The organism is Arthrobacter sp. GAS37 (assembly GCF_044908325.1).
GTDB classification, from domain to species: Bacteria; Actinomycetota; Actinomycetes; order Actinomycetales; family Micrococcaceae; genus Arthrobacter; species Arthrobacter ramosus.
The window spans coordinates 1-19,586 of sequence record NZ_JBIYDB010000019.1; the positions used below are offsets into that span (position 1 = coordinate 1).

The following is a 19,586-nucleotide window of genomic DNA, read 5'->3' on the forward strand; positions in this document are numbered from 1 at the left end:
CCTCCAGCACGCCCCCGATCAGCCGGACGCACCCACCCAGCAAAAATCAGGACCCAGACGACCGTTCAGACAACCGATGAAAAATCGAGGCTAGGGCACGCCCGGGCAGCCCTCGCCCCGCGGATTCACGATGCAGTTGTCGGCGTAGTTTCGCGTGATCGACCGCCAGACGCTCATCTTCTGTGACGGCGACGCGAACTGTCCCGTGCCAGGAATCGGCATGTTCGGGCCACCGTTCACGGAGTAGGTGCCGCGGAAGGTGGTGGTCACGGATACCTGAAAGTCACCTGTCTGTTGATACACGTGGCTTGTTCTGGTCTTTTGGCCCCATTCCGCCTCCGGAAGCGGCCCGCCGGCAAAGGCGGTTGGCCCGAGACTGTTGCCGTCCCCGTAGACGTAGGTGTACTCCACGGGGGTTGCGACTATGTGGACTCGCTGACCGAGGATCGTCACATCGAATTGCTGCTCAACGGCGTCCGCGAAGATGTTGGTTTCAGCGCCCTTGAGCGTGTGCGGGCTTGGCTGGGCGGTCAGGTCTGCGGGCTTGATCGGAAGGTTGCGGAAGTCGCTCTCAATTCTCGCCGCAATCCGCTGCAAGAGATCCTCTGGCTTTTGGTCGTACAGGCAGGACGGACCGTTGTTGCCCGATTTCCAATCAATCCACGTGGGATTCGGAATCGCCTTAGGCGCCACCTTCCAGATAACCGGCGTTCCAGACTTCCCACCAGGCTCGCGGGGCGGGCATTGCACCTGTCCAGGAAGGCACTTCTTGTCCAGGGCATTGTCGTCAACCTGGCATTGGAGATCTGCCTTGTATTGGTTGGGGTCGTCGCTGACGTGGCCGGGTGCGGATAGGACAAATTCTCCCGATTCAGGGTCGCGGACATAGATAATCGGCTTTGCTCCAGTATCGGTCCATCCGATCTCGCCACTTTCGGTCGCAGCATTCGCCACCTGCCCACTAAAGCTCACGAAGAGGAAGAGCGATACCGATCCCAAAACGCGTGGGCGCCACCTTCTCTGTTTCATCGCAGGGGGTTTACCGCGTCAAGCCGCCAGGCACCTTCGATAAATCGAACGAAAGCGACGTTGCCAGTATTGGTCGCCTCTGTGGGTTGTCGATACTCAGTCCCATCTGGGCTCCAGTAGTGAATCTTGTCCTGGATTACTTGAACGACTACCGGGATGCTCTGGTCTGGTTGCGGTTTGAAAGTGGTCGACACCGACGGTGTCGAAATGAGCCCACCGCTGATCCATCGGTCGCCGGTGTATGCCTTCGGGACGACCCTCTTGACCCCATCACACATTTCACAATTGGCCCCCGTGACCTTGCCGAGCGGTCCGACGTCACCAGTTTCATAGGCATAACTCATCACGCGGAACCAATGGGCTGCAAACGCCTCCACGCCTTCCTTGCTGTTCGCCTTCGCGGCCTCCGGCAGCGCCGGAATGGGCACGTTCTCCGCTTTCCCCTTGGCGTCGGCGGGTTTGTAGACGGCCGTCGGGCTCGGAGAGGGCGTAGCAGTGGCAGTTGCAGAACCCGTAGGCGTGGCAGATTGTTCGGTCTGCGGCTGGGTACTGTTCCCGCAGGCGGTCAGCGTCAACGCCGCTGCGAGGCCGACAATGACGAAGAGGCGGTTGCGAGCAGAAACCGAGGTGCGTGGAGTCATGGTTTGCTATCCCCAAATAGTTTTCAAGACTAAACGTTTCCCAAAATGGTAGCTTACTTCCCCATCCTGGCGGGAAAGTTATCCACAGGCTCCCCTTCCACTACCCCATCGCTTCGCCAGCGCGGCTCAGCACAACCAGCGCAGCGCAGCAAAACAAGCACAAACCAAAGGCCTCGACGACGGGACCGCGGCCAGGCCGCCCATCCGTCGTCGAGGCCCATGGGGCCTTTGAACTCCCGCCTACTTCTGAGCCGGCAGGACCAACTCCCCCGTCTTATCCGTCGACAAGGCGAGCGAAGAGATGAACTGCGGTTCGCCGTCGGTCCCGTCCTGGGCCGACCGGACCATGTCCGGACGCTCGAACTCAAGGCCCGTCACGTGGCACATAAGCTTGGCGTCGCTCGGGTTGCCGTCGGCGTCGAACATGGGCAGATCGATTCCGTCGTCGGAGCGGCGCAGGTAGTACTTCCCGCGGGTCAACATAGCCAGAGCCGGCGGCAGCACAAGCGCCAGCCCGACGGCGAAAATCGGCGAGAATGGCTGGACAGCCGACCCGAAAGCGCCGAAGAACACCGCAATCGAGACAACGGCCGAAACCAGCATCGAGATGAAGCCCACCGGGTTGACGGCGTAAAGCATTCCGCGGCGGAATTCGGGAACCTTCGGCGAAATCTTGAGCAGGTATTTGTTGATGGCGATATCGGACGCCACCGTAACCACCCACGCCATAGCGCAATTTGCGTAGAAACCAAGGATCGTATTGAGGAATTCGAACATGTTGGCTTCCATCAGCACTAGCGCAATCACCAGGTTCACAACCACAAACACCATCCGGCCCGGGTAGCTCTTGGTGATACGCGTGAAGCTGTTGGTCCACGCGAGAGAACCGGAGTAGGCGTTGGTCACGTTGATCTTGATTTGCGAAATGACCACGAGCACCACGGCCAAGGTCATCGCCAGCCACGCAGGCATCATTTCCTGGTAGACGCCAAGGAATTGGTGCACGGGCTCGTTGGCGTGGACGGAGGCGGCCGGATCCAGCGTCGCGATCAGATAGATGGCAATGAACATGCCTACGATCTGTTTGATCGCGCCGAAGATCACCCAGCCCGGACCGGCCAGGATCACGGCTCGCCACCACGCGGCCTTGTTTTCGGCGGTCTTGGGCGGCATGAAGCGCAAGTAATCAATCTGTTCCGCGATCTGCGCCATAAGTGAAAGACAGACACCTGCGGCGAGCATCACGGAGGCCAGGTTGGTGCCTTCGGCTCCGGATTTGCCCGTGAACGCGAAGAATTCCCCAATGCTGTCGGGGTGTGAAATCACCAAATACCCCACCGGAACCACCATGAGCAAGAGCCACAAAGGCGTGGTCCACACCTGCAGCTTGGACAAGGCTTTCATCCCGTAAATCACCAGCGGAATGACAATAAGGGTGGACGCCGCATAACCGAGCCACTGCGGAATCCCCAGCCCAAGTTCCAGGCCTTGCGCCATGATGGAACCCTCGAGCGCGAAGAAGATGAACGTGAACGTCGCGAAAATAACGTTGGTGACCACCGAGCCGTAATAGCCGAATCCGGAACCCCTGGTGATGAGGTCAAGGTCAATGTTGTAGCGGGCCGCGTAATAGGCCAAGGGAAATCCAGTGGCGAAAATGACCACGGCCGCCACCACAATTCCAAAAATAGCGTTCACGGTGCCATAAGAAATACCGATATTCGCGCCGATGGAGAAATCAGCCAAATAGGCGATCCCACCGAGCGCACTCGTCGCCACCACGCCCGCTCCCCACTTGCGGTAAGACCGTGGCGCGAACCTGAGGGTGTAGTCCTCCAGGCTCTCCTTTGCTGCACTCATCGCATCGGCATTGCCTGCCGTGCGGCTCCCGGCGGCTAGCGCCTCGGAAGGTTCGACGACGGCGACCGCCTCCGGTGAGCGGCCCGCCGTCGGGGGTTCAAGCACTTGCGTTGTCTTCGAATCGTCAGTCATCCCCGCAACCCTCTTTGTCTGGACATGTTTCCCCTCTGAACATGGCCTTGACGCTATCGGCGGGATGAAACCACAGAGTCTCCACGGTGTTTCCGCCCTGTAACTTATCCAGCGAGCCTGCCGCCAAGATTGCAGCTTCGGGTTTGTGGACGTCCAACAAAATCACGTCCTCACAAGCCCACTACCGTCATGAAGGAACGCACTATCACCGCAAGTAACGGCCGAGGAGCATCATGACCACCCAGCCAAACCCAAGGCGTACGTCCACCTATCCGATTCTGGAAACAGCCCGCGAGCAAGTCCTCGCGAAAGGCGAAGGCCTCAGCGAATCCCAGCTGCTTGAGATCCTGGAGCTTCCAGACGAGGCCCTCCCCGAAGCCCTCCAGCTTGCCCACGAAGTTCGCCTCGAGCATTGCGGCGAGGACGTGGAAGTAGAGGGAATCATCTCCATCAAGACCGGAGGATGCCCTGAGGACTGCCACTTCTGCAGCCAATCGGGCCTGTTTGACAGTCCGGTCCGAGGCGTCTGGCTCGACATTCCCGAGCTCGTGAAGGCCGCCAAGGAAACCGCTGCCACCGGGGCCACGGAGTTCTGCATCGTCGCGGCAGTCCGCGGCCCGGACATCAAGCTCATGAACCAGATCAAGTTCGCGATCGACCGCATTAACGCGGAAGTGGACATCAACATCGCGTGTTCCTTGGGCATGCTCACCCAGCGCCAAGTGGACCAACTCGCCGAGTGGGGCGTCCACCGCTACAACCACAACCTCGAAACCGCGCGCAGCTACTTCCCCGAAGTCGTCACCACCCACACCTACGAGGAACGCCTCGACACCTGCAACATGGTCAAGGCAGCCGGCATGGAACTTTGCTGCGGAGCCCTGATCGGCATGGGCGAAACCACCGCCCAACGAGCCGAACTCGCCAGCCAGCTCGCGGCGCTCGAACCCCACGAAGTCCCGCTGAACTTCCTCAATCCGCGCCCCGGGACGCCCCTCGAAAACCAAGGAATCATGGACGGCAAGGACGCCCTCCGCGCTATCGCGGCATTCCGCCTCGCCATGCCGCGGACCGTGCTTCGTTACGCTGGCGGACGGGAACTGACCTTGGGCGACCTCGGCACGCGCGAAGGCCTCATGGGCGGCATCAACGCCGTGATCGTCGGCAACTACCTCACCACCCTGGGCCGTCCCGCCGACGCGGACCTCAACCTCCTCGTCGAGCTGAGCATGCCCATCAAGGAACTCCAGAAGTCGCTGTGAGCAGCAAGGTCACGGATAGTTACTGCGGTCTGTGCGGCGGGCGCCCGGCGTCGGACGCTCACCCGAGCTGCCAGCAGCGCCTCGCGATGGAACCTCCCCGCTATTGCGCTGTTTGTCGCCGCCGCATGAAAGTCCAGGTCACGCCGCTCGGCTGGACCGCGGAATGCTCGCGCCACGGAAGGCTGACAACATGAGCGTCATCCAGCGCGACCGGGCGAGCCTCTGGCATCCGTACGCTCCGGCGTCGGGTCCGCTGCCGTTGTGGGAAGTCGAAGACGCCGACGGCGTGACGTTGCGGCTCCGCGACGAAACCGGCCGACGCCATGAGGTGCTCGACGCCATGTCCTCCTGGTGGGCCGTCATTCACGGCTACCGGAACCCGGTCCTGGATGCCGCGGCGAAGCGCCAACTAGACACATTCAGCCATGTGATGTTCGGCGGCCTCACCCACGAACCCGCCGTCGAACTGGCCGAACGCCTGGTTGCCATGGCCCCTTCCGCGGCAGATCGGCCACGGCTCGAGCGGGTGTTCCTGGCGGATTCGGGATCGGTGTCCGTGGAGGTGGCGCTCAAGCTGGCGGTGCAGTTCCAGACAGCTTCGGGGTTCCCCAAGAGGCAACGCTTCCTCAGCATCCGCGGCGGTTACCACGGCGACACCTTCGCGGCGATGGGCGTCTGCGACCCCGTGGACGGCATGCATTCGGCGTTCCCTGGGCTGTTGGCTGCCAATGTGTTCGCCGCGCGACCGCCCGCCGCGGGCGCGCCGCCCGAGGAAATCGCGGAGTGGCGGGCGCACATCGAGGACCTTGCTGCGGAGCACGCGAATGAACTGGCCGCGATCATCGTGGAGCCCGTGCTTCAAGGCGCCGGCGGCATGTTCGTCTACGCCGCCGAGTGCCTGCGCATCCTCCGCGACATTGCCGATCGGCACGGGATCCTTTTGATCCTCGACGAGATCGCCACGGGCTTCGGCCGCACTGGTGAGTTGTTCGCCGCGGGGCATGCCGGCGTGGTTCCGGACATCATGTGCGTCGGCAAAGCCCTCACCGGCGGTTACCTTACGCTCGCCGCGATGCTCTGCACGGGCGATGTGGCGGCCCGCGTTTCGAGCGGCGGTGCGGGTGCCTTGCTGCACGGACCCACGTTCATGGGCAATCCGCTTGCGTGTTCAGTGGCCAATGCGAGCTTGGGCATTCTCGACGACGGTGCCTGGCGCAGCGATGTGGCCCGGATCGGCTCCGGCCTCGCGGCCGGCCTCGAAGCTGCCAACGCGTTCGACGCCGTCAAGGAGGTCCGCACGATCGGTGCGGTCGGCGTCATCGAGTTGAACACGGAAGTAGACGTCGCCGCGGTGACGAGCGCCGCCGTCGGGCACGGCGTTTGGCTGCGGCCGTTCCGGAATCTCGTCTATGCGATGCCGCCCTACATCACCACCGCCGAGGAGGTCCGGCGGACGGCCGAAGGCATGGTGGCGGCCGTGGCCGCGGTGCACGGCCCATGAGCAGGTCCATGACCGCGTGGTTGGAACAGCAGGCCGCGGTCCGCGAGCGCCGGGGCCTTATCCGCACGCCCATGACGCGCCTCGGTGGGGACTCCGAGGTTGATCTGGCGAGCAATGACTATCTTGGCCTCGCGACGGACCCGAGGCTGGCAGAGGCTGCCCGGGAGGCGATCGGCCGGTGGGGAACCGGCGCCACGTCCTCGCGACTGGTTGCCGGAACCACGGCGCTTCACCTGGAGCTCGAATCCGAGCTCGCGGACCTCACCGGCATGGAATCCGCGTTGGTGTTCTCTTCCGGATACTTGGCTAATCTGGGCGTCACGACGGCGCTCGGCGGCCCCGGAACCCTCATCGTGGCCGACGAGCATTGCCATGCTTCGCTGATTGACGGTTTCCGGCTGAGCCGTTCGAGGGTGGAAACGGTCCCGCACAACGATCTCGGCGCAACCGAGCACCAGCTGCGCACCCGCGCGGAACCCCGGGCCTTGATCGCGGTCGAGTCCATCTACAGCGTCTTCGGCGATGCCGCCCCGCTCCCCCAGCTGCTGGCATTGGCCGAAGAGCACGACGCGATGCTCCTCGTGGACGAGGCCCACAGCCTCGGTGTTGCGGGCGTCGGCGCGGTTGAGGGTCACGGCTCGGTGGCTGGAACGGACCTCGCGGCCCACCCCAACGTGGTGTTGACCGCAACGCTTTCCAAATCACTCGGCAGCCAGGGTGGTGCCGTGCTTGGCAGTGCCCTGCTCCGCGAACACCTCGTCAACAGGGCCCGCAGCTTCATTTTCGACACCGGGCTCGCGCCGTCCTCGGCTGCGGCAGCGCTGGCCGCCGTCGGAATCATCCGGGCGGAACCGTGGCGCGCGGCGGCCGTCCATCGGAACGCTGCCAGCCTCACGGCGGGACTGGCGCCCGCGCTACACGCGCGAACACTACAGCGGCACGGCGCCGCCGTCGGGCCCGTGGGCGCGCCGTTTCAGACGGCTGGTGCCGTGCAATCCATCCCCATGCCCTCAGCCGCCGCGGCACTTGCGGCGAGTCAGGCGGCACACCGGGCGGGTATCCGCGTCGGCTGCTTCCGCCCGCCATCAGTTCCCGACGGGGTCTCGCGCCTCCGGCTGACGGCCCGCGCCACTCTGACGCCCCTCGACATCGACTACGCGTGTGCGACGTTGCGCCGCATCCTGGAGGAAACACCATGAAACTGCCACACATAGTGCTGGTCACCGGAACGGACACCGGCGTCGGCAAGACCGTCGCGACGGCGGCGCTTGCGTCTGCGCTGCAGGCTGAGGGCTGCTCGGTGGCCGTGTACAAGCCTTGCCAGAGCGGCGATGCGGCGGGCGACTCCGACTGCACCGAAATCACCCGCTTGGCCGGACCACTCACGGCCGAGGCCGGCGTCGTGCTTCAAGAACCCCTCGCCCCAGTGCCCGCAGCCGCGCTGGACGGGGTCACCTTGCCGCCGCTGGCGGCGCATGCCGCACGCGTCCGCGAACTGGCCAGCACGCATGACCATGTCCTGGTGGAGGGTTCCGGCGGTCTCCTCGTGGAGTTGGACCCCGACGGCGGTACGCTGGCAGATCTGGGCAGTCACCTTGGGAGTGATGCCACCTTTGTGGTGGTCGCCCGCCCCGCACTGGGAACCCTGAACCACACGGCGCTGACACTCGAGGCCCTGGAACGCAGGGACCTGGCCATCCATGGCGTGATTCTAGGAACCTGGCCGGACGACCCGGGCGTGCTGGAACACGGCAACCGGGCGACGCTCGGCGCGTTGCGGCCGCTCCTTGGAGTGCTCCCCGAGCGCGCCGCGGAGCTCCCACCGGTGACGTTCCGGGCGGCGAGTGTGCACTGGCTGAGCGGTTTGGACTGCTTGAACAGGGCCTGGTCATGAGTGGCGCTTCTACCAGCGCCCAGACGTGCCCGTACATCGTGCTGCGGGAGCCCGGTGCAGTGCGGGAGGTCCTGCACCGGCCGGAAGACTTCAGCCCGGCGAACGCCCTCATCGCTGTGACACCGTTGTCCGGACCGTCCTTGCGGGTCCTGCAGCGTGCCCGCTTTGCCCTGCCGCCGGTGCTGGCCAGCAACCACAGCGATTCCCATGCGGGCATCCGCAAGGTGGTGGCAGGGTTCTTTACCCCCGCAACAGTAGGTGCTTTCGAGCCACGTATCCGCGGCATCGCGCGGGATGCGGCAGCGACCGCGGCCGGGCTGCTGAAGGCGGAAGGGCAGGTGGATCTGGTCCAGGCCGTGGCCGCCTACCCGCCGGCGATCGTGATGTTGGAGCTTCTGGGTCTCCCGGTGCGCGACCTTCCGGAGCTGAAAGCCTGGAGCCTGGACTCTCTGGAACTCTTCTGGGGCTGGCCGGATCCCGAGCGGCAACTGGAACTGGCACACAGCGCGGCAGAGTTCTACGGCTGGCTGCGGGAACTCGTCCTCGAGGCCGTGGCCTCGCCCGGGCGGAATCTCTTCAGCTCCTTGGCGGAACACGGTCTCAGCACTCCCGAGATCTGTTCCCTCGGCTACTTCCTGCTCATCGCGGGACAGGAAACCACTACCCAGCTGATCAGCACGGCACTATTCCGGCTTGCCGAGGGATCCACAGCCTTCGCCTGGAAGGACGCAGCCTCCGGCTCCACGGCCCGGGATCTCATCCGGCACGTTTTGGCCACGGAATCTTCCGTTCCGACGTGGCGCCGGGTTGCCGCGCAGGACACGGTGCTCGACGGCGAGCACATCCCCGCCGGCGCCGAAATCCTCTTGGAGCTCACAGGGAACCACTCGTTGTCGGAACAGGGTCCCACGGCGTACGGGCTGGCCTTCGGCTCAGGAATTCACCGTTGCCTCGGTGCGAAGCTCGGGGAACTGGAGGCCGCCGTCGTCGTGCAGGAAACCGCGGCAGCGATGCAAGGGATCCGTTTGGCAGAGCCGATCCCCGAGTGGCTCCGCCTGTTGTCCTTCCAGGCGCCGCGGACGGTCAGCGTCGAGCTTTGAGGAAGTCGGTGCACCCCAAATTCCCGAACGCTCGCTCACATCTGACAGCAAATTCCCGAACGCTCGCTCACATCTGCCGAACGCGCGTCCGTGCCCCAAGATTTACTTAAGGGTTGCCGAGGCGTTCATGTTCTTGCGGGCGCCAACCGATAGCCAACCCCGCGCACTGTTTGCAGCCAGCGCGGGTTCTGCGCGTCGTCGCCGAGCTTCCGGCGAAGGTTGCCAATGTGGACTTCGACGGACCGTTCGTCGGCGTCGCTCGTGTAGTTCCCGACGTCGTAAGGTTCGTTCCGGAGGCGGCGCACAAGGTCCGCTTTGCTCAAGACCGTGCGGCCTGCCTCAAGCAGGGTGTACAGCAGGTCGAACTCCGTGGGGGTCAGCCGTACGTCCTGGCCGTCGATGGAAACGGTCCGGGTGGCGTAATTGAACGCGAGCCCGTTGTGCCGGAAAGTGCGCTGGGAAGACGGAGCCTCACATGGATGGATTGCCGTGGCTCCTGAGCGCGGGCGCCGCATCATCGCGGCCACCCTGGCGCGAAGCTCTCGGGGCCGGAAAGGCTTGGTCAAATAGTCATCGGCGCCGGATTCCAAGCCCAAGAGGGTATCCAGCTCGTCGGCCCTGGCCGTCAACATGACGATATACGCATCGGAAAAGTTCCGGACCTGGCGTGCCACCTCGAAGCCATCAATATCCGGCAAGCCCAAGTCCAAGGTGATGACATGTGGCCGCAAATCACGCGCTGCCCGGATACCGGCTGCCCCGCTCGTCGCCATATGAACCTCGAAGCCGGCCTGGCTGAGGACAACGCGGACCAATTCCCGGATGTCGTGATCGTCTTCTATGACAAGCCCAACCCGTAATTCAGTCATTTGCAGCCCTCCCAGCCCGCTACGAGTGGAAGTATATCGGGCTGCCGGTATCCTTTCTGGCATGCGACGTGACCTTGAACAAATGCGAATTTTGGCCTTATGAAACGTCCGCTTGAATGGGATGCCAAAAGCGGCCGGATGATGTTCTTTCAACACGCCTTCCATGAGTACTCACTCAAGGATCGGGTTGCCCTCAGCCAATTGCCGCTGACCGTGACAGTGTGCCTCGGCGCGGTCCTGGTTGCCCTCTATTTCCCCGCAACCCTCGGCAATCCCCTTTTTGTGATCTTCCTGGCTACCCAAGCTGCTGCCTGGCTCCTCTGCTACGCCGTTCCGTGGGACAGACTCCCCTCTCAGACATTCCTGGCCATCCCGCTCCTGGACATGGTGTCCATCGGGCTGGGCCGTGAGGGAGGACAAGACAGTCCCATCGGAATCAGCCTCCTGACCGTCTTTCCCGTCATTTGGCTCTGCGCCTCGGGGTCGTATCGACGCACTGCCATGGCTGTTTCCTTCCTAGGGCCGCTCGCCATGATTTGGACGCCGCAATTCCTCCATGGAACGCACACGCCGCAGGATCTGCTGCGCGGATTGCTGCTGCCCATCATGATGCTCGGCATCGGCGTCTCCATCAGCGTGATGACCCAGAGCATGGTCGTGCAGCAAAAGCGCCTTCAGGAAAGGGACGCCGCGCTGCTTCGCGCCCTGGAGGACAGCCAGCAGAAGGAACGATTGCTCAACACAGTTCTTGAAACCGTCCACCTTGGCGTCGTGGCTATTGATGCCGACGGCCGCGAAATGATGGCAAACCGCAAGCAGCGGGAGAACCAAGTGCTCGAGGCTTCTGGAGACACCGATCGCCACGGCGCGCCACAGCTTTTGGTTTTCGACGCGGACCGCGTGACCCCCACAGCGTCGGATCGCCAGCCGATGCGCCGTGCTGCGTTGAGGCAGGAGTTCACGGACTACCTCGTCTGGGTCGGGACGGGCAGGGAGCAGCGCGCCTTCACCACCAGCGCTCGGTCCATGAAGGACTGCGACGGCAGCTACCTGGGTTCAGTGATCGTTTTCGGCGATGTCACCGCCCTCGTGGACGCGCTCGCCGCGAAAGACGACTTCGTCTCGAACGTTTCCCATGAGTTCCGCACCCCGCTGACGTCCATCACAGGGTACGTGGACCTTGTGCTGGAAGAGGCCGAAAACCTCCCGACCTGGGTGGTGCAGCAACTTGAGATTGTGCAACGAAACGCGGACCGGCTCCTCTCCCTCGTCTCCGACCTCATGGCAGTCCGTTCGGGCCACATGATCGTTCAGCCACACGCGGTGGACGTATCCGAGCTGGTCAAGTCGAGCGTTGCCTCGGCCGAGCCGAAAGCGAACGACGGCGGAGTGCGGCTTCACGTCGATGCCCCGGAACGCCTGGAGGCCCATCTGGATGCCAACCGTATTTCCCAGGTACTGGACAACCTCATCTCCAACGCCATCAAATACTCTCCCGACGGCGGCGACGTCCGCGTCACGCTGCTGCGGGAGGAAAACACCGTGGTGTGCCGCGTCAAGGACACCGGTATGGGCATGGACAAGCAGGACCAAGCAGACGCCTTCACCCGGTACTTCAGGGCCGGAAACGTCCGCAATACGGCCATTCAAGGCGTCGGTTTGGGGCTTTCCATTTGCAAGGCAATCGTCGATGCCCACGGCGGGACCATTGGCCTCGAGAGTGTTCCGGGCGAAGGAACAACCTTCACGTTCCGCGTTCCGGCCTGACCCCCGCTCACAAACAAGCCACCCCCGGCCAACCCCCGCTCACAAACAAGCCACCCCCGGCCTGACCCCCGCTCACATCATGTGATCGAGGGTTTTGGTTTTGGGCGCCATACGTGAGCGAGCGTCCGAGGAAGAGGCCACATACGTGAGCGAGCGTCGGGGGAAAGGACCATATAAGTGAGCGAGCGTTGGAGGGTGCGCTGCGTAGACTGAGGATATGGGCGAGAGCCGGGACCTGCTGACGCCTGAGCAACGCAGCCTGAACATGTCCAAGATCCGGGGCAAGAACACCAAGCCCGAGCTCTTGGTCCGTCGGCTCCTGCATGCCAAGGGCTACCGGTACCGGCTCCACGGCCGGGCCGCGGGCGGGAAGTTGCCCGGCAGCCCGGATCTCGTGTTTGCCGGCCGGCGCAAGGTGATCTTCGTGAACGGATGCTTCTGGCACTTCCACGATTGCAAGGCAGGCCAGCACGCACCGAGCGGCAACGCGGATTTCTGGGCGGCCAAGCGCAATCGCACCCGGGAGCGCGACGCCGGACAGCGCGAACTGCTGAGAGCCTCAGGTTGGGAGGTTCTCACCGTGTGGGAATGCGAACTGCGCGACCGTTCGGCTTTGGAGAATCAGCTCACGCAGTTCCTCGACGGCGGCCGAACAGGAAGTAGCTCAGCGGCCCAAAGAAATTGATGAAGCACGCGGCCCGCCATACGGCTTTGTTTCCCCTGATCTGGGCCGCGGGGGTCTTGGAGATGTTGCGTTGTGCCGCGACCAGCAGCGCCAACTGTCCCGCACCCACCACGAGCATGCCCACCCGTTGCCCAGGGGTCATGTCCTTCCAGGACTTCTTCTTTTTCTTGCCGTGCATGATGCCTCCATCTGCGGTGACTTGCTCTCTCAGGCTAGTCCGCCTGCCGCCCGGACGGAACCGTCCCCACCGCCTCCCTAACCTCGCTGCGCTCGGCCAGGGAACCCGGGCGGCGGAGGCCCCTTAGAGACGCGCCTGGCGTACCACTTCTCCCCAGGATTGCTGGGCCAGATCCGTGACTGCGGCAAGGATCTCCATCGGTGGCCGGGACAAGTCCAGGGGGTACTCCACAATGTCGATGTCCGTGTTGAGGATCCGACGCAGCTTCATCTCTCCCTTGCCCGCGTACACCAGCCACGCCGTGGGTACTTGCAGGGCGGTGCAGTAGGCCAGAAGTTGGTAGTGGTCCGCGTTGAGCGATGCTCCGGAATCCGTGGCCGCCGCGTATTTGGAGTCGTACACGACGACGGGCCTGCCACCCAGGAAATGCACGGCGTCGGGGCGCACTGTGAGCCGGTCCGAATCCCGGACAGCTTCGTTGAGGGTGGCCCCATATTGGAGCCGCATTTCACCCGGATGTGCCCTCATGGCTGCCCGCAAAGCCACACCCACGAATTCCTCAAACACAGTGGACATGTCCACTATAAACGAGGCGGTCTGCTGTTTCCCTTCGCCCGCTTCGGCAGAAGCATTCCGCAGGATGAGCTCGGCCAAGCGGAGGACGGGATGGTACCGGAGATTCATCCGATTTGCTTGCCACCGCGGGAGCGGCGCCCCGGACTGCAGTCGCGTGACGGCGTCGAGCTTTCCCTTGAGCTGCCGCAAGCGGCTCAGGACGTTCTGCCGGACGCCGGGAACCTTGCCCATCCGCTCGAGCGCAGCACGCAGGATACGGTTTTCGGCAATGTCCTCGGCGAATTCGTCATAAGAGACTTCCAGCGGAACCAGCATCCCGGGGCGGCGTGAGATCTGGTCCGAGATCCGGATGCGGCCCTTGACTGTCCGGAGGGACTCGTCCACGGTGAGATACCCCTGCAGCGGACCGCGGCTGAGGGCCCGCTCCGACAACTGGGCGAGGGACTCGGCCAGGGCGCTCCACAAATCCTTGTGCTCGACGGCGGCCACGGATTCCTCGCGGAATCCCTGGTCCCCGGCGTAGCTAAGGAGGAACAGGAGCCGGTTCAGGCCCAGGCGGTCCTTGGGCCGTACCTCGAACTGAACCGTCGGCGTCCGGACGGACCCGACCTTCCCCACAGGCTCGATGCGGTAGAGGCCCATCCCCATGGGCGACGCCTTCGCGAGCCCGCTCGAGTTGAGGAGGGCCGCGGCGTCCGGATCAAGCTTGTCCACGATGCCACCGGAGAGCTCGTCCATGACGATGTGCCGCACAGCCGGAGCCTTCGTGGAAGCGCGGACTGCAGGCTTGCCGATACCCGGGGCGCGGGCCGGCCGCGGTGGCGCGGTCTTAGCGGACCGCAAGTCGACCCAACAACTGGTCCAGACCGAAGCGCTCCTCCAGCTGGGCCCGGTTCAACTGACCGTGGTAGTGCTCCTCCAGGAGCGGCATGAGTTCGTACTTCCAGATCCGGCGCAGCCCGGCGGGGTTCTGGGCCGCGTTCTTCATGAAGTAGGAGGGGCCGATCATCAGGTCCCGGTCCCAGTCGTCGATGGAGTCGTTCAGGGCGTCAAGCAGGTCCGCGTTGAGGGTGTCCAGGCCGCGGGCCGTGAGGAAGCGCCGGAGCGAACCGCGGATCGGTTCCACCTTCGGGTGCAGTTCCACGAACGCAAAGCGGCGGCGGATGGCCGCATCCATCATGGCGATAGAGCGGTCCGCCGTGTTCATGGTGCCGATGATGTAAAGGTTGTCCGGCAGGCTGAACGGTTCATTGGGGCTGTACTGGAGGTAGATGCGGTCGTCGCGGTATTCCAGCAGGAAGTACAGCTCACCGAACACTTTCGCCAGGTTGGCCCGGTTCATCTCGTCGATGATGAGGAAGTACGGCTTGTCGGAGTTCCCGGGCTTCGCGGCTTCTTCCGCGAGGCGACGCAGCGGTCCGGCCACGAGCTTGAACGACACCTGGCCGTCGTCGGTCTTGTCCGGCCGGTATCCCTCGAAGAAGTCCTCGTACGCGTAGGACGGGTGGAACTGCACCAGCTTGACGCGTTCATCCGTGCTGTCGCCGGCGAGCTCGGCGGCCAAGTGCTTGGCGAGGTAGGTTTTTCCCGTGCCCGGAGGGCCGTAGAGCACCAGTTGGCGGTTCTCTTCCAGGAGCTCGGCAATCTCGGTGAGGGGCTCGAGCTCCATGTGGAGGGAGGCGGCGAACTCTTCAGTGAGGGGGCGGAACCCTTCAATCACGGGCTCGACGACGGCGTCCGGGGCGGCGGTTTCCTCGCCGTCGGATTCGGCTTCGGCGGGCAGGAGGGACTGCAGCGACTGGATGACCCTCGTGACGTCCACGACGATCCCCGAAGTGGAGAGCTGGCGCTGGACGTGCCGCGGAGCCTCGGCAATCGGGTGGGTCTCATCGAACCAACGCACTTTGCGGCGGAGCCGGCGGTTGTCCTCGTTGTGTTCCGGTTCGCCCAGGACCACGCCGATCCTGATGGCTCCCGAGTTCTGGAACAATGCGAGGTCGCCGGGCTTCATCACGGTCAGGAACGCGAAAACAGCGGTTTTGGTATCCTCCCGCTCCACGTAGCCGAGGTGCTTGTAGTCCTCGTCCACGGCATGCTGGACCAGGCCTGCTGTCACGCCGGGGGTGAGTTCGCGGAGGTGTTCGACGTCGAGCGTTGCCTTTTCCTCGTCCCGCCACGCGGCGAGGAGCTCGGCGGAGTCCTGGTGCGTGCGCAGCAGCCACGCACGGCGGCCGGGATCTCCCACTTTGCGCCACTGGCTGACGAGCTGGCGGTCGTACCAATCGATGCGCTGGCCGGCCTGTTCGTCCAGGTACAGCCGGATGCGGTGGACGTCCGCGGTGATGTCGGTTTCCGTTTCGCCGTGGGCGCCGCCAACGAGCGAAGCGAAAGCGTCCCGGATTTCGCGCCGCTCAACGTCGGCGACCACGGGCTCGAAGTAGCTGGGCCACGCCAAGTATTCGATGCTGCGCCGGATGGCTGGCTGGTCCTCGGGGGTTGCCGCCGCGAGTTCGTGGAATTTCAGCGGGTCTTTGAGGGCCTTGTTGATGCTCGCATTGGACTGGCCGTCGACGTGCGCCACGAACCGGCACAACCAGGTCAGGTGGTCCCAGATGGTCCAGTTGAATTCCGCGGTCCGGTCACGGATGACGCCGTGATCGGTCATCCCCTGGTACAGCTCCTTGGGGAGCTCGAGCTCGGGATCAAGCCAGGACGCGGCTTCGGCAACGCGGGCGCGCTTCACCTTGAGCGATTTAACCTCATGTGCCAGGGGCAGGGACTGCAGGAAGAGGAGTTCGACGGCGAGCAACTTGGCCTCGCGCGAGGCCCCTTCCAGGTTTTGGCGCAGGTTGGTCATCATGGGCGCCTTGGCGTCTCCGACGCCGCGTTCCAGGCGCTCCAGGAGCTCGCCGGCGGCGTCCACCGTCCAAGTGCGGGTACTGGCGTCGAGCGCCGAAGCCTTGCCTTGCAGCCCCGGGCCCAGCACGAACCACGCCGCATCTTCGATCTCCTTGGAGATACCGGGGGCACGTGTCAGTGGGGTTTTGGTGGAGGGAGTCACCATGCCAACTTACATGGTTTGTCTTGGTGCCGGCATCAGCTAAGCCGGCACCCCCGCCACATGCGTCCCGCCTCACGCGTTCTGCCACATGCGTCCCACAACTTGCCTCCCGCCGCATGTGCCCCGCGCCGGTGAACCCCCGGAAGTCAGTGCATTCCGAAGCGGTAGCTGGCAGGCACCGGCTCCCCGGGGCACACTTCCTGCCACAAGGCGGCGATCCCGTCCTCACCTTCCCGGATGTCCGGTATTTCGACGCCGTCCCGCAACATCCGTGCGGCCTCCTCGCCTCTGCCGACCCCCGCGAGGGCGAGCGCCGTCAGGAAGCGGACGCGCCCGACGTCGGACATTCCGGCAGGTGCCTCGCTCGCCAAGGCGAGTGCTTGGGCGGGGTTCCCGTGCCGGATGCTGAGGGTCATGGCTTCGCTGAGCAAGGGGAGGTTGGAGGGCTCCAACCGGCTCGCTGCGGCAAGTCCAGCCAAGCCTTCGTCGGCCTTGTTGGTGGCAAGCAGCGCAAGGGCCCGCCCCCGGTGGGCGAGGACCCTGGAACGTGGCGAGAGGGCGTTGGCCATCAGGGCGGCGTCGTATCCGGCGATCGCACCGGCGAGGTCCTGGCGGGCGTGCTTCATCGTGGCCAGGTGGAACTGCGCTTCCGCTCCGCCATCCTTTGCCAGCAGCTCTTCCCAATCGGCTCCAGCCACGAAGCTCCCGGCGCCCAGGAAGCTCGCTCCATCCAGCAGACTGTGCCAGGGGCCTGTTTCCTCGATCGCGTCAGGGGTTGCGTCATCGGCGAAGGGAGTGCCGCTTTCGTCCAGCCACCCGCGGCCTGAGTGTCGCCGTCGGGCACTCTCCAAAGCACCCCAAGAGCTGCCGCGCACCAGCATCTCGTCCGGAGGCAGCGCATAGTTCCGCGCGGCTTCGGCGAGGGCGACTTCGAGCTCCGCGTCCGGGACGAGGTCTTCGAGCCGGGCGCTGGCGTGGGTCACGGCCGCGTCCCAATCCTCGCCGTGGGAGGTTGCGGGATCGAGCTTCGCGTTGCCGTAGGCCTCCACCCAGCTCCACTGGGCGCCGGCAGGCATGGCCAGATGCTCGAACTGGGTTTGCGCCAGTCCGGCCTGGATTTCCGCGTAGGGGCCTGCCCCGGGACTGAGCCATTCCTGCCAGCGCTTCCCGCCGTCGCCCTGGCCCCAGACGAACAGCTTCTTCCCGCGCAGGAGGCTGGTGGACAGCATGGCCAGGCCGTCGCCGTCGTGGTCTACCGCGGCGATCCAATGCCGGTGCCCGGGCTGGATGTCGAAGAAGAAATCCGCCGCGTGCGGGCTGTTGACCAGCCATGTGGCATCCGTGCCTTGGTGTTCCGTGGGCCGGACGCGGGCGATGTCGGTGGTGTAATCGCTGCCGAAAGCCTCCGCGGCGGGTGCGATCACGCGCGTTTCCGCCGTCTCGGGAACGGCGGCGTTGCTCCACCAGTACATGGGGACCTCGTGGTCATGGGGGTTCCGGATCCGGACCGCCGTGAGGAGGACGTCCGAGTCCTCCGGAAGCCACATGTCTACTTGGAAAACCACCTCGCGGAGGCGTTCGAACTCCCACATGCGCAGGACGTCGTGGCCCTCGGGTGTCTTGACGATGGCTGTGTGCACCGGATCGCAAGTGGTGGGTGAGTGCCCGCGGGTGCCGATGTTCCATTCGAGCCCGCCGGCGAACCAGGCTTTGCGCAGCGCGATGTTGGCGAACTGCAGGGTCCCGTGGGTGTGGAGGAGTTGCTTTCCCGACGCCTTGTCGAAGAGTTCCCACAGCCGGCCGCCCAAGGTGGGAAGGACAACGGCACGCAGTTTGCTGTTCTCAAGCACGACGGCGGGCACGTCGTGGGCGGTCCGTTCGCGGGAGTAGCCGTCCTTCATCAAATACGGGAACATGTTCGGAACTTGCCCGTAGCGGGCCGCCACCTGCAGTTCCTCAGGGACTCCGTCGCCGATTCTGTATGGCTGGTCCAGTTCGGCCATGACTACAGGCAACGGGCTATTGGGGCCCAACTCCGCCATGTTCAGGGTGATAGTGGAGAAGCTCAGGTTTTGCATCTTTATGACTCCTGGAGGCTATTTTCGATCGCAATGCTTCACCCATCTTTGACCCAAGTCACCCCTGTGTAAAGGGAGCCGCCCAACTAGCTCGCACTTGATGTCGTTATGAGGGCTGATAACGACATCAACTGCGAGTCAGTTGGGGATGTCACCGGGAGGCGGCGCGTGCGGCCCTCACTACGTCCCGGTTGGTGACCATGTACACCGTCGGGTCTGAAGGATCCGGCGAATCGAGGGCATTGGCCCGGTTCTTCCACGTGGAAACCGTGGTCTTGGCTGACAAATGGACCGCGCTCAGTCCTGCCGCGTGCAGGGCCGGGATATCGTCCAGGGCGAGTCCGCCGCCTGCCATGACTTCAAGCCGCCCCGCCGCCCGCTGGACCATGCGCTCGAGGGTCGCGATTCCCGCCCCGACCGTGGCGGCGCCGCCGGAGCTGAGCACCCGGGTGAATCCAAGTTCCACAAGCTGCTCGACGGCGGCCGCCGGGTCCGGGGTTTGGTCGATGGCCCGGTGGAATGTCAGTTGGGCGTCGGGGTTGGTCTCCAAGGCCGAGTCTGCGAGCCTCCGAGTGGCCCGGACGTCGATAGCACCGGAGGCCGTGAGGACTCCGATCACCACTCCATGAGCCCCTTGGGCGAGGAGGAACCGTATCTCGCGATCCATGGTGTCCACATCGGCGTCGGAGTACAGGAAATCTCCCGGCCGGCTACGGATCAATGGGTGGATCTCCAGCCGTCCGTCGGCAGCTTCCTGCGCGGCTTCCATCAGCCCTTGGCTCGGGGTCAGTCCCCCGAGCTCCAAGGCGCTGCAAAGTTCAATCCGGTCCGCGCCTTCTTCAGCGGCAACGGCAGCGCCCTGGGCACCGACGGCGACGATCTCGAGTTTCATGGGGAAACTCTACGGCCACCGGGAGTGCCGAGACCGTGGGTGTGGCCCGCGAGCTGCGTTC

At 64.3% G+C, this 19,586-nt stretch carries 16 protein-coding genes; 7 read left to right on the forward strand and 9 right to left on the reverse strand.

What is annotated here, in order from left to right; all coding sequences use genetic code 11:
• Window positions 1–90: 90 nt before the first annotated feature.
• The 3 genes from ABH924_RS15295 to ABH924_RS15305 all read right to left on the reverse strand — a co-directional run bounded on the left by ABH924_RS15295 (window position 91) and on the right by ABH924_RS15305 (window position 3,662).
• On the reverse strand, window positions 91–954 hold the full coding sequence (locus ABH924_RS15295) for a hypothetical protein (protein ID WP_404500070.1): 864 nt from the start codon (window positions 952–954) through the stop codon (window positions 91–93).
• A gap of 71 nt (window positions 955–1,025) precedes the next feature.
• Complete coding sequence (locus ABH924_RS15300) at window positions 1,026–1,670, reverse strand: DUF6318 family protein (RefSeq protein WP_404500072.1); 645 nt, start codon at window positions 1,668–1,670, stop codon at window positions 1,026–1,028.
• 240 nt (window positions 1,671–1,910) lie between these two features.
• Window positions 1,911–3,662: a purine-cytosine permease family protein gene (locus ABH924_RS15305; RefSeq protein ID WP_404500074.1), complete on the reverse strand. Its 1,752-nt coding sequence runs from the start codon at window positions 3,660–3,662 to the stop codon at window positions 1,911–1,913.
• 233 nt (window positions 3,663–3,895) lie between these two features.
• On the opposite strand from ABH924_RS15305, the gene bioB reads away from it, so the two are divergent.
• The 5 genes from bioB to ABH924_RS15330 all read left to right on the forward strand — a co-directional run bounded on the left by bioB (window position 3,896) and on the right by ABH924_RS15330 (window position 9,419).
• A complete protein-coding gene (gene bioB / locus ABH924_RS15310; RefSeq protein ID WP_404500076.1) occupies window positions 3,896–4,924 on the forward strand; it encodes a biotin synthase BioB in 1,029 nt (342 codons plus the stop codon).
• Between the two features lie 190 nt (window positions 4,925–5,114).
• The gene (locus ABH924_RS15315) at window positions 5,115–6,425 is read left to right on the forward strand and encodes an adenosylmethionine--8-amino-7-oxononanoate transaminase (RefSeq protein WP_404500078.1); all 1,311 of its coding nucleotides are present in this window, start codon (window positions 5,115–5,117) and stop codon (window positions 6,423–6,425) included.
• 8 nt (window positions 6,426–6,433) lie between these two features.
• Window positions 6,434–7,624 carry an 8-amino-7-oxononanoate synthase gene (locus tag ABH924_RS15320; protein ID WP_404500180.1) on the forward strand — a complete coding sequence of 397 codons (1,191 nt, stop codon included), beginning with the start codon at window positions 6,434–6,436 and terminating at the stop codon, window positions 7,622–7,624.
• Window positions 7,621–8,319: a dethiobiotin synthase gene (gene bioD / locus ABH924_RS15325; protein ID WP_404500080.1), complete on the forward strand. Its 699-nt coding sequence runs from the start codon at window positions 7,621–7,623 to the stop codon at window positions 8,317–8,319. The genes ABH924_RS15320 and bioD overlap by 4 nt, the downstream gene beginning before the upstream one ends.
• Window positions 8,316–9,419 carry a cytochrome P450 gene (locus ABH924_RS15330; RefSeq protein WP_404500082.1) on the forward strand — a complete coding sequence of 368 codons (1,104 nt, stop codon included), beginning with the start codon at window positions 8,316–8,318 and terminating at the stop codon, window positions 9,417–9,419. The genes bioD and ABH924_RS15330 overlap by 4 nt, the downstream gene beginning before the upstream one ends.
• Before the next feature lie 125 nt (window positions 9,420–9,544).
• On the opposite strand, the gene ABH924_RS15335 is transcribed toward ABH924_RS15330, so the two are convergent.
• Window positions 9,545–10,288 (reverse strand): response regulator transcription factor, encoded by a 744-nt coding sequence (locus ABH924_RS15335; protein WP_404500084.1) that lies wholly within the window; start codon window positions 10,286–10,288, stop codon window positions 9,545–9,547.
• A gap of 99 nt (window positions 10,289–10,387) precedes the next feature.
• Here ABH924_RS15335 and ABH924_RS15340 point away from each other — a divergent pair, with 99 nt between their 5' ends.
• Together ABH924_RS15340 and ABH924_RS15345 are read left to right on the forward strand one after the other, a co-directional pair.
• Complete coding sequence (locus ABH924_RS15340) at window positions 10,388–12,055, forward strand: sensor histidine kinase (RefSeq protein WP_404500086.1); 1,668 nt, start codon at window positions 10,388–10,390, stop codon at window positions 12,053–12,055.
• Window positions 12,056–12,272: 217 nt separating this feature from the next.
• Window positions 12,273–12,740, forward strand: a complete 468-nt coding sequence (locus tag ABH924_RS15345) for a very short patch repair endonuclease (RefSeq protein ID WP_404500088.1) — start codon at window positions 12,273–12,275, stop codon at window positions 12,738–12,740.
• On the opposite strand, the gene ABH924_RS15350 is transcribed toward ABH924_RS15345, so the two are convergent.
• The 5 genes from ABH924_RS15350 to ABH924_RS15370 form a co-directional block, all read right to left on the reverse strand.
• Window positions 12,682–12,918, reverse strand: coding sequence for a PLDc N-terminal domain-containing protein (locus ABH924_RS15350; protein ID WP_234753247.1), 237 nt, complete (start codon window positions 12,916–12,918; stop codon window positions 12,682–12,684). The genes ABH924_RS15345 and ABH924_RS15350 overlap by 59 nt on opposite strands.
• 123 nt (window positions 12,919–13,041) lie before the next feature.
• On the reverse strand, window positions 13,042–14,232 hold the full coding sequence (locus ABH924_RS15355) for a restriction endonuclease (RefSeq protein ID WP_404500182.1): 1,191 nt from the start codon (window positions 14,230–14,232) through the stop codon (window positions 13,042–13,044).
• Window positions 14,233–14,323: 91 nt separating this feature from the next.
• Window positions 14,324–16,558: an McrB family protein gene (locus tag ABH924_RS15360; RefSeq protein WP_404500090.1), complete on the reverse strand. Its 2,235-nt coding sequence runs from the start codon at window positions 16,556–16,558 to the stop codon at window positions 14,324–14,326.
• Between the two features lie 143 nt (window positions 16,559–16,701).
• Window positions 16,702–18,633, reverse strand: a complete 1,932-nt coding sequence (locus ABH924_RS15365; protein ID WP_404500092.1) for a DUF5107 domain-containing protein — start codon at window positions 18,631–18,633, stop codon at window positions 16,702–16,704.
• Window positions 18,634–18,784: 151 nt separating this feature from the next.
• The gene (locus ABH924_RS15370) at window positions 18,785–19,525 is read right to left on the reverse strand and encodes a copper homeostasis protein CutC (RefSeq protein ID WP_404500094.1); all 741 of its coding nucleotides are present in this window, start codon (window positions 19,523–19,525) and stop codon (window positions 18,785–18,787) included.
• Window positions 19,526–19,586: the final 61 nt, after the last annotated feature.

What these genes read in the sequence shown, in the direction of transcription:
- ABH924_RS15355 (WP_404500182.1), bottom strand. Translation starts at nt 14,232, where the DNA reads ATGGACGAGCTCTCCGGTGGCATCGTGGACAAGCTTGATCCGGACGCC.
- bioD (WP_404500080.1), top strand. Translation starts at nt 7,621, where the DNA reads ATGAAACTGCCACACATAGTGCTGGTCACCGGAACGGACACCGGCGTC.
- ABH924_RS15365 (WP_404500092.1), bottom strand. Translation starts at nt 18,633, where the DNA reads ATGCAAAACCTGAGCTTCTCCACTATCACCCTGAACATGGCGGAGTTG.
- ABH924_RS15340 (WP_404500086.1), top strand. Translation starts at nt 10,388, where the DNA reads ATGAAACGTCCGCTTGAATGGGATGCCAAAAGCGGCCGGATGATGTTC.
- ABH924_RS15335 (WP_404500084.1), bottom strand. Translation starts at nt 10,288, where the DNA reads ATGACTGAATTACGGGTTGGGCTTGTCATAGAAGACGATCACGACATC.
- ABH924_RS15370 (WP_404500094.1), bottom strand. Translation starts at nt 19,525, where the DNA reads ATGAAACTCGAGATCGTCGCCGTCGGTGCCCAGGGCGCTGCCGTTGCC.
- ABH924_RS15360 (WP_404500090.1), bottom strand. Translation starts at nt 16,558, where the DNA reads ATGGTGACTCCCTCCACCAAAACCCCACTGACACGTGCCCCCGGTATC.
- bioB (WP_404500076.1), top strand. Translation starts at nt 3,896, where the DNA reads ATGACCACCCAGCCAAACCCAAGGCGTACGTCCACCTATCCGATTCTG.
- ABH924_RS15315 (WP_404500078.1), top strand. Translation starts at nt 5,115, where the DNA reads ATGAGCGTCATCCAGCGCGACCGGGCGAGCCTCTGGCATCCGTACGCT.
- ABH924_RS15350 (WP_234753247.1), bottom strand. Translation starts at nt 12,918, where the DNA reads ATGCACGGCAAGAAAAAGAAGAAGTCCTGGAAGGACATGACCCCTGGG.
- ABH924_RS15330 (WP_404500082.1), top strand. Translation starts at nt 8,316, where the DNA reads ATGAGTGGCGCTTCTACCAGCGCCCAGACGTGCCCGTACATCGTGCTG.
- ABH924_RS15320 (WP_404500180.1), top strand. Translation starts at nt 6,434, where the DNA reads ATGACCGCGTGGTTGGAACAGCAGGCCGCGGTCCGCGAGCGCCGGGGC.
- ABH924_RS15300 (WP_404500072.1), bottom strand. Translation starts at nt 1,670, where the DNA reads ATGACTCCACGCACCTCGGTTTCTGCTCGCAACCGCCTCTTCGTCATT.
- ABH924_RS15345 (WP_404500088.1), top strand. Translation starts at nt 12,273, where the DNA reads ATGGGCGAGAGCCGGGACCTGCTGACGCCTGAGCAACGCAGCCTGAAC.
- ABH924_RS15305 (WP_404500074.1), bottom strand. Translation starts at nt 3,662, where the DNA reads ATGACTGACGATTCGAAGACAACGCAAGTGCTTGAACCCCCGACGGCG.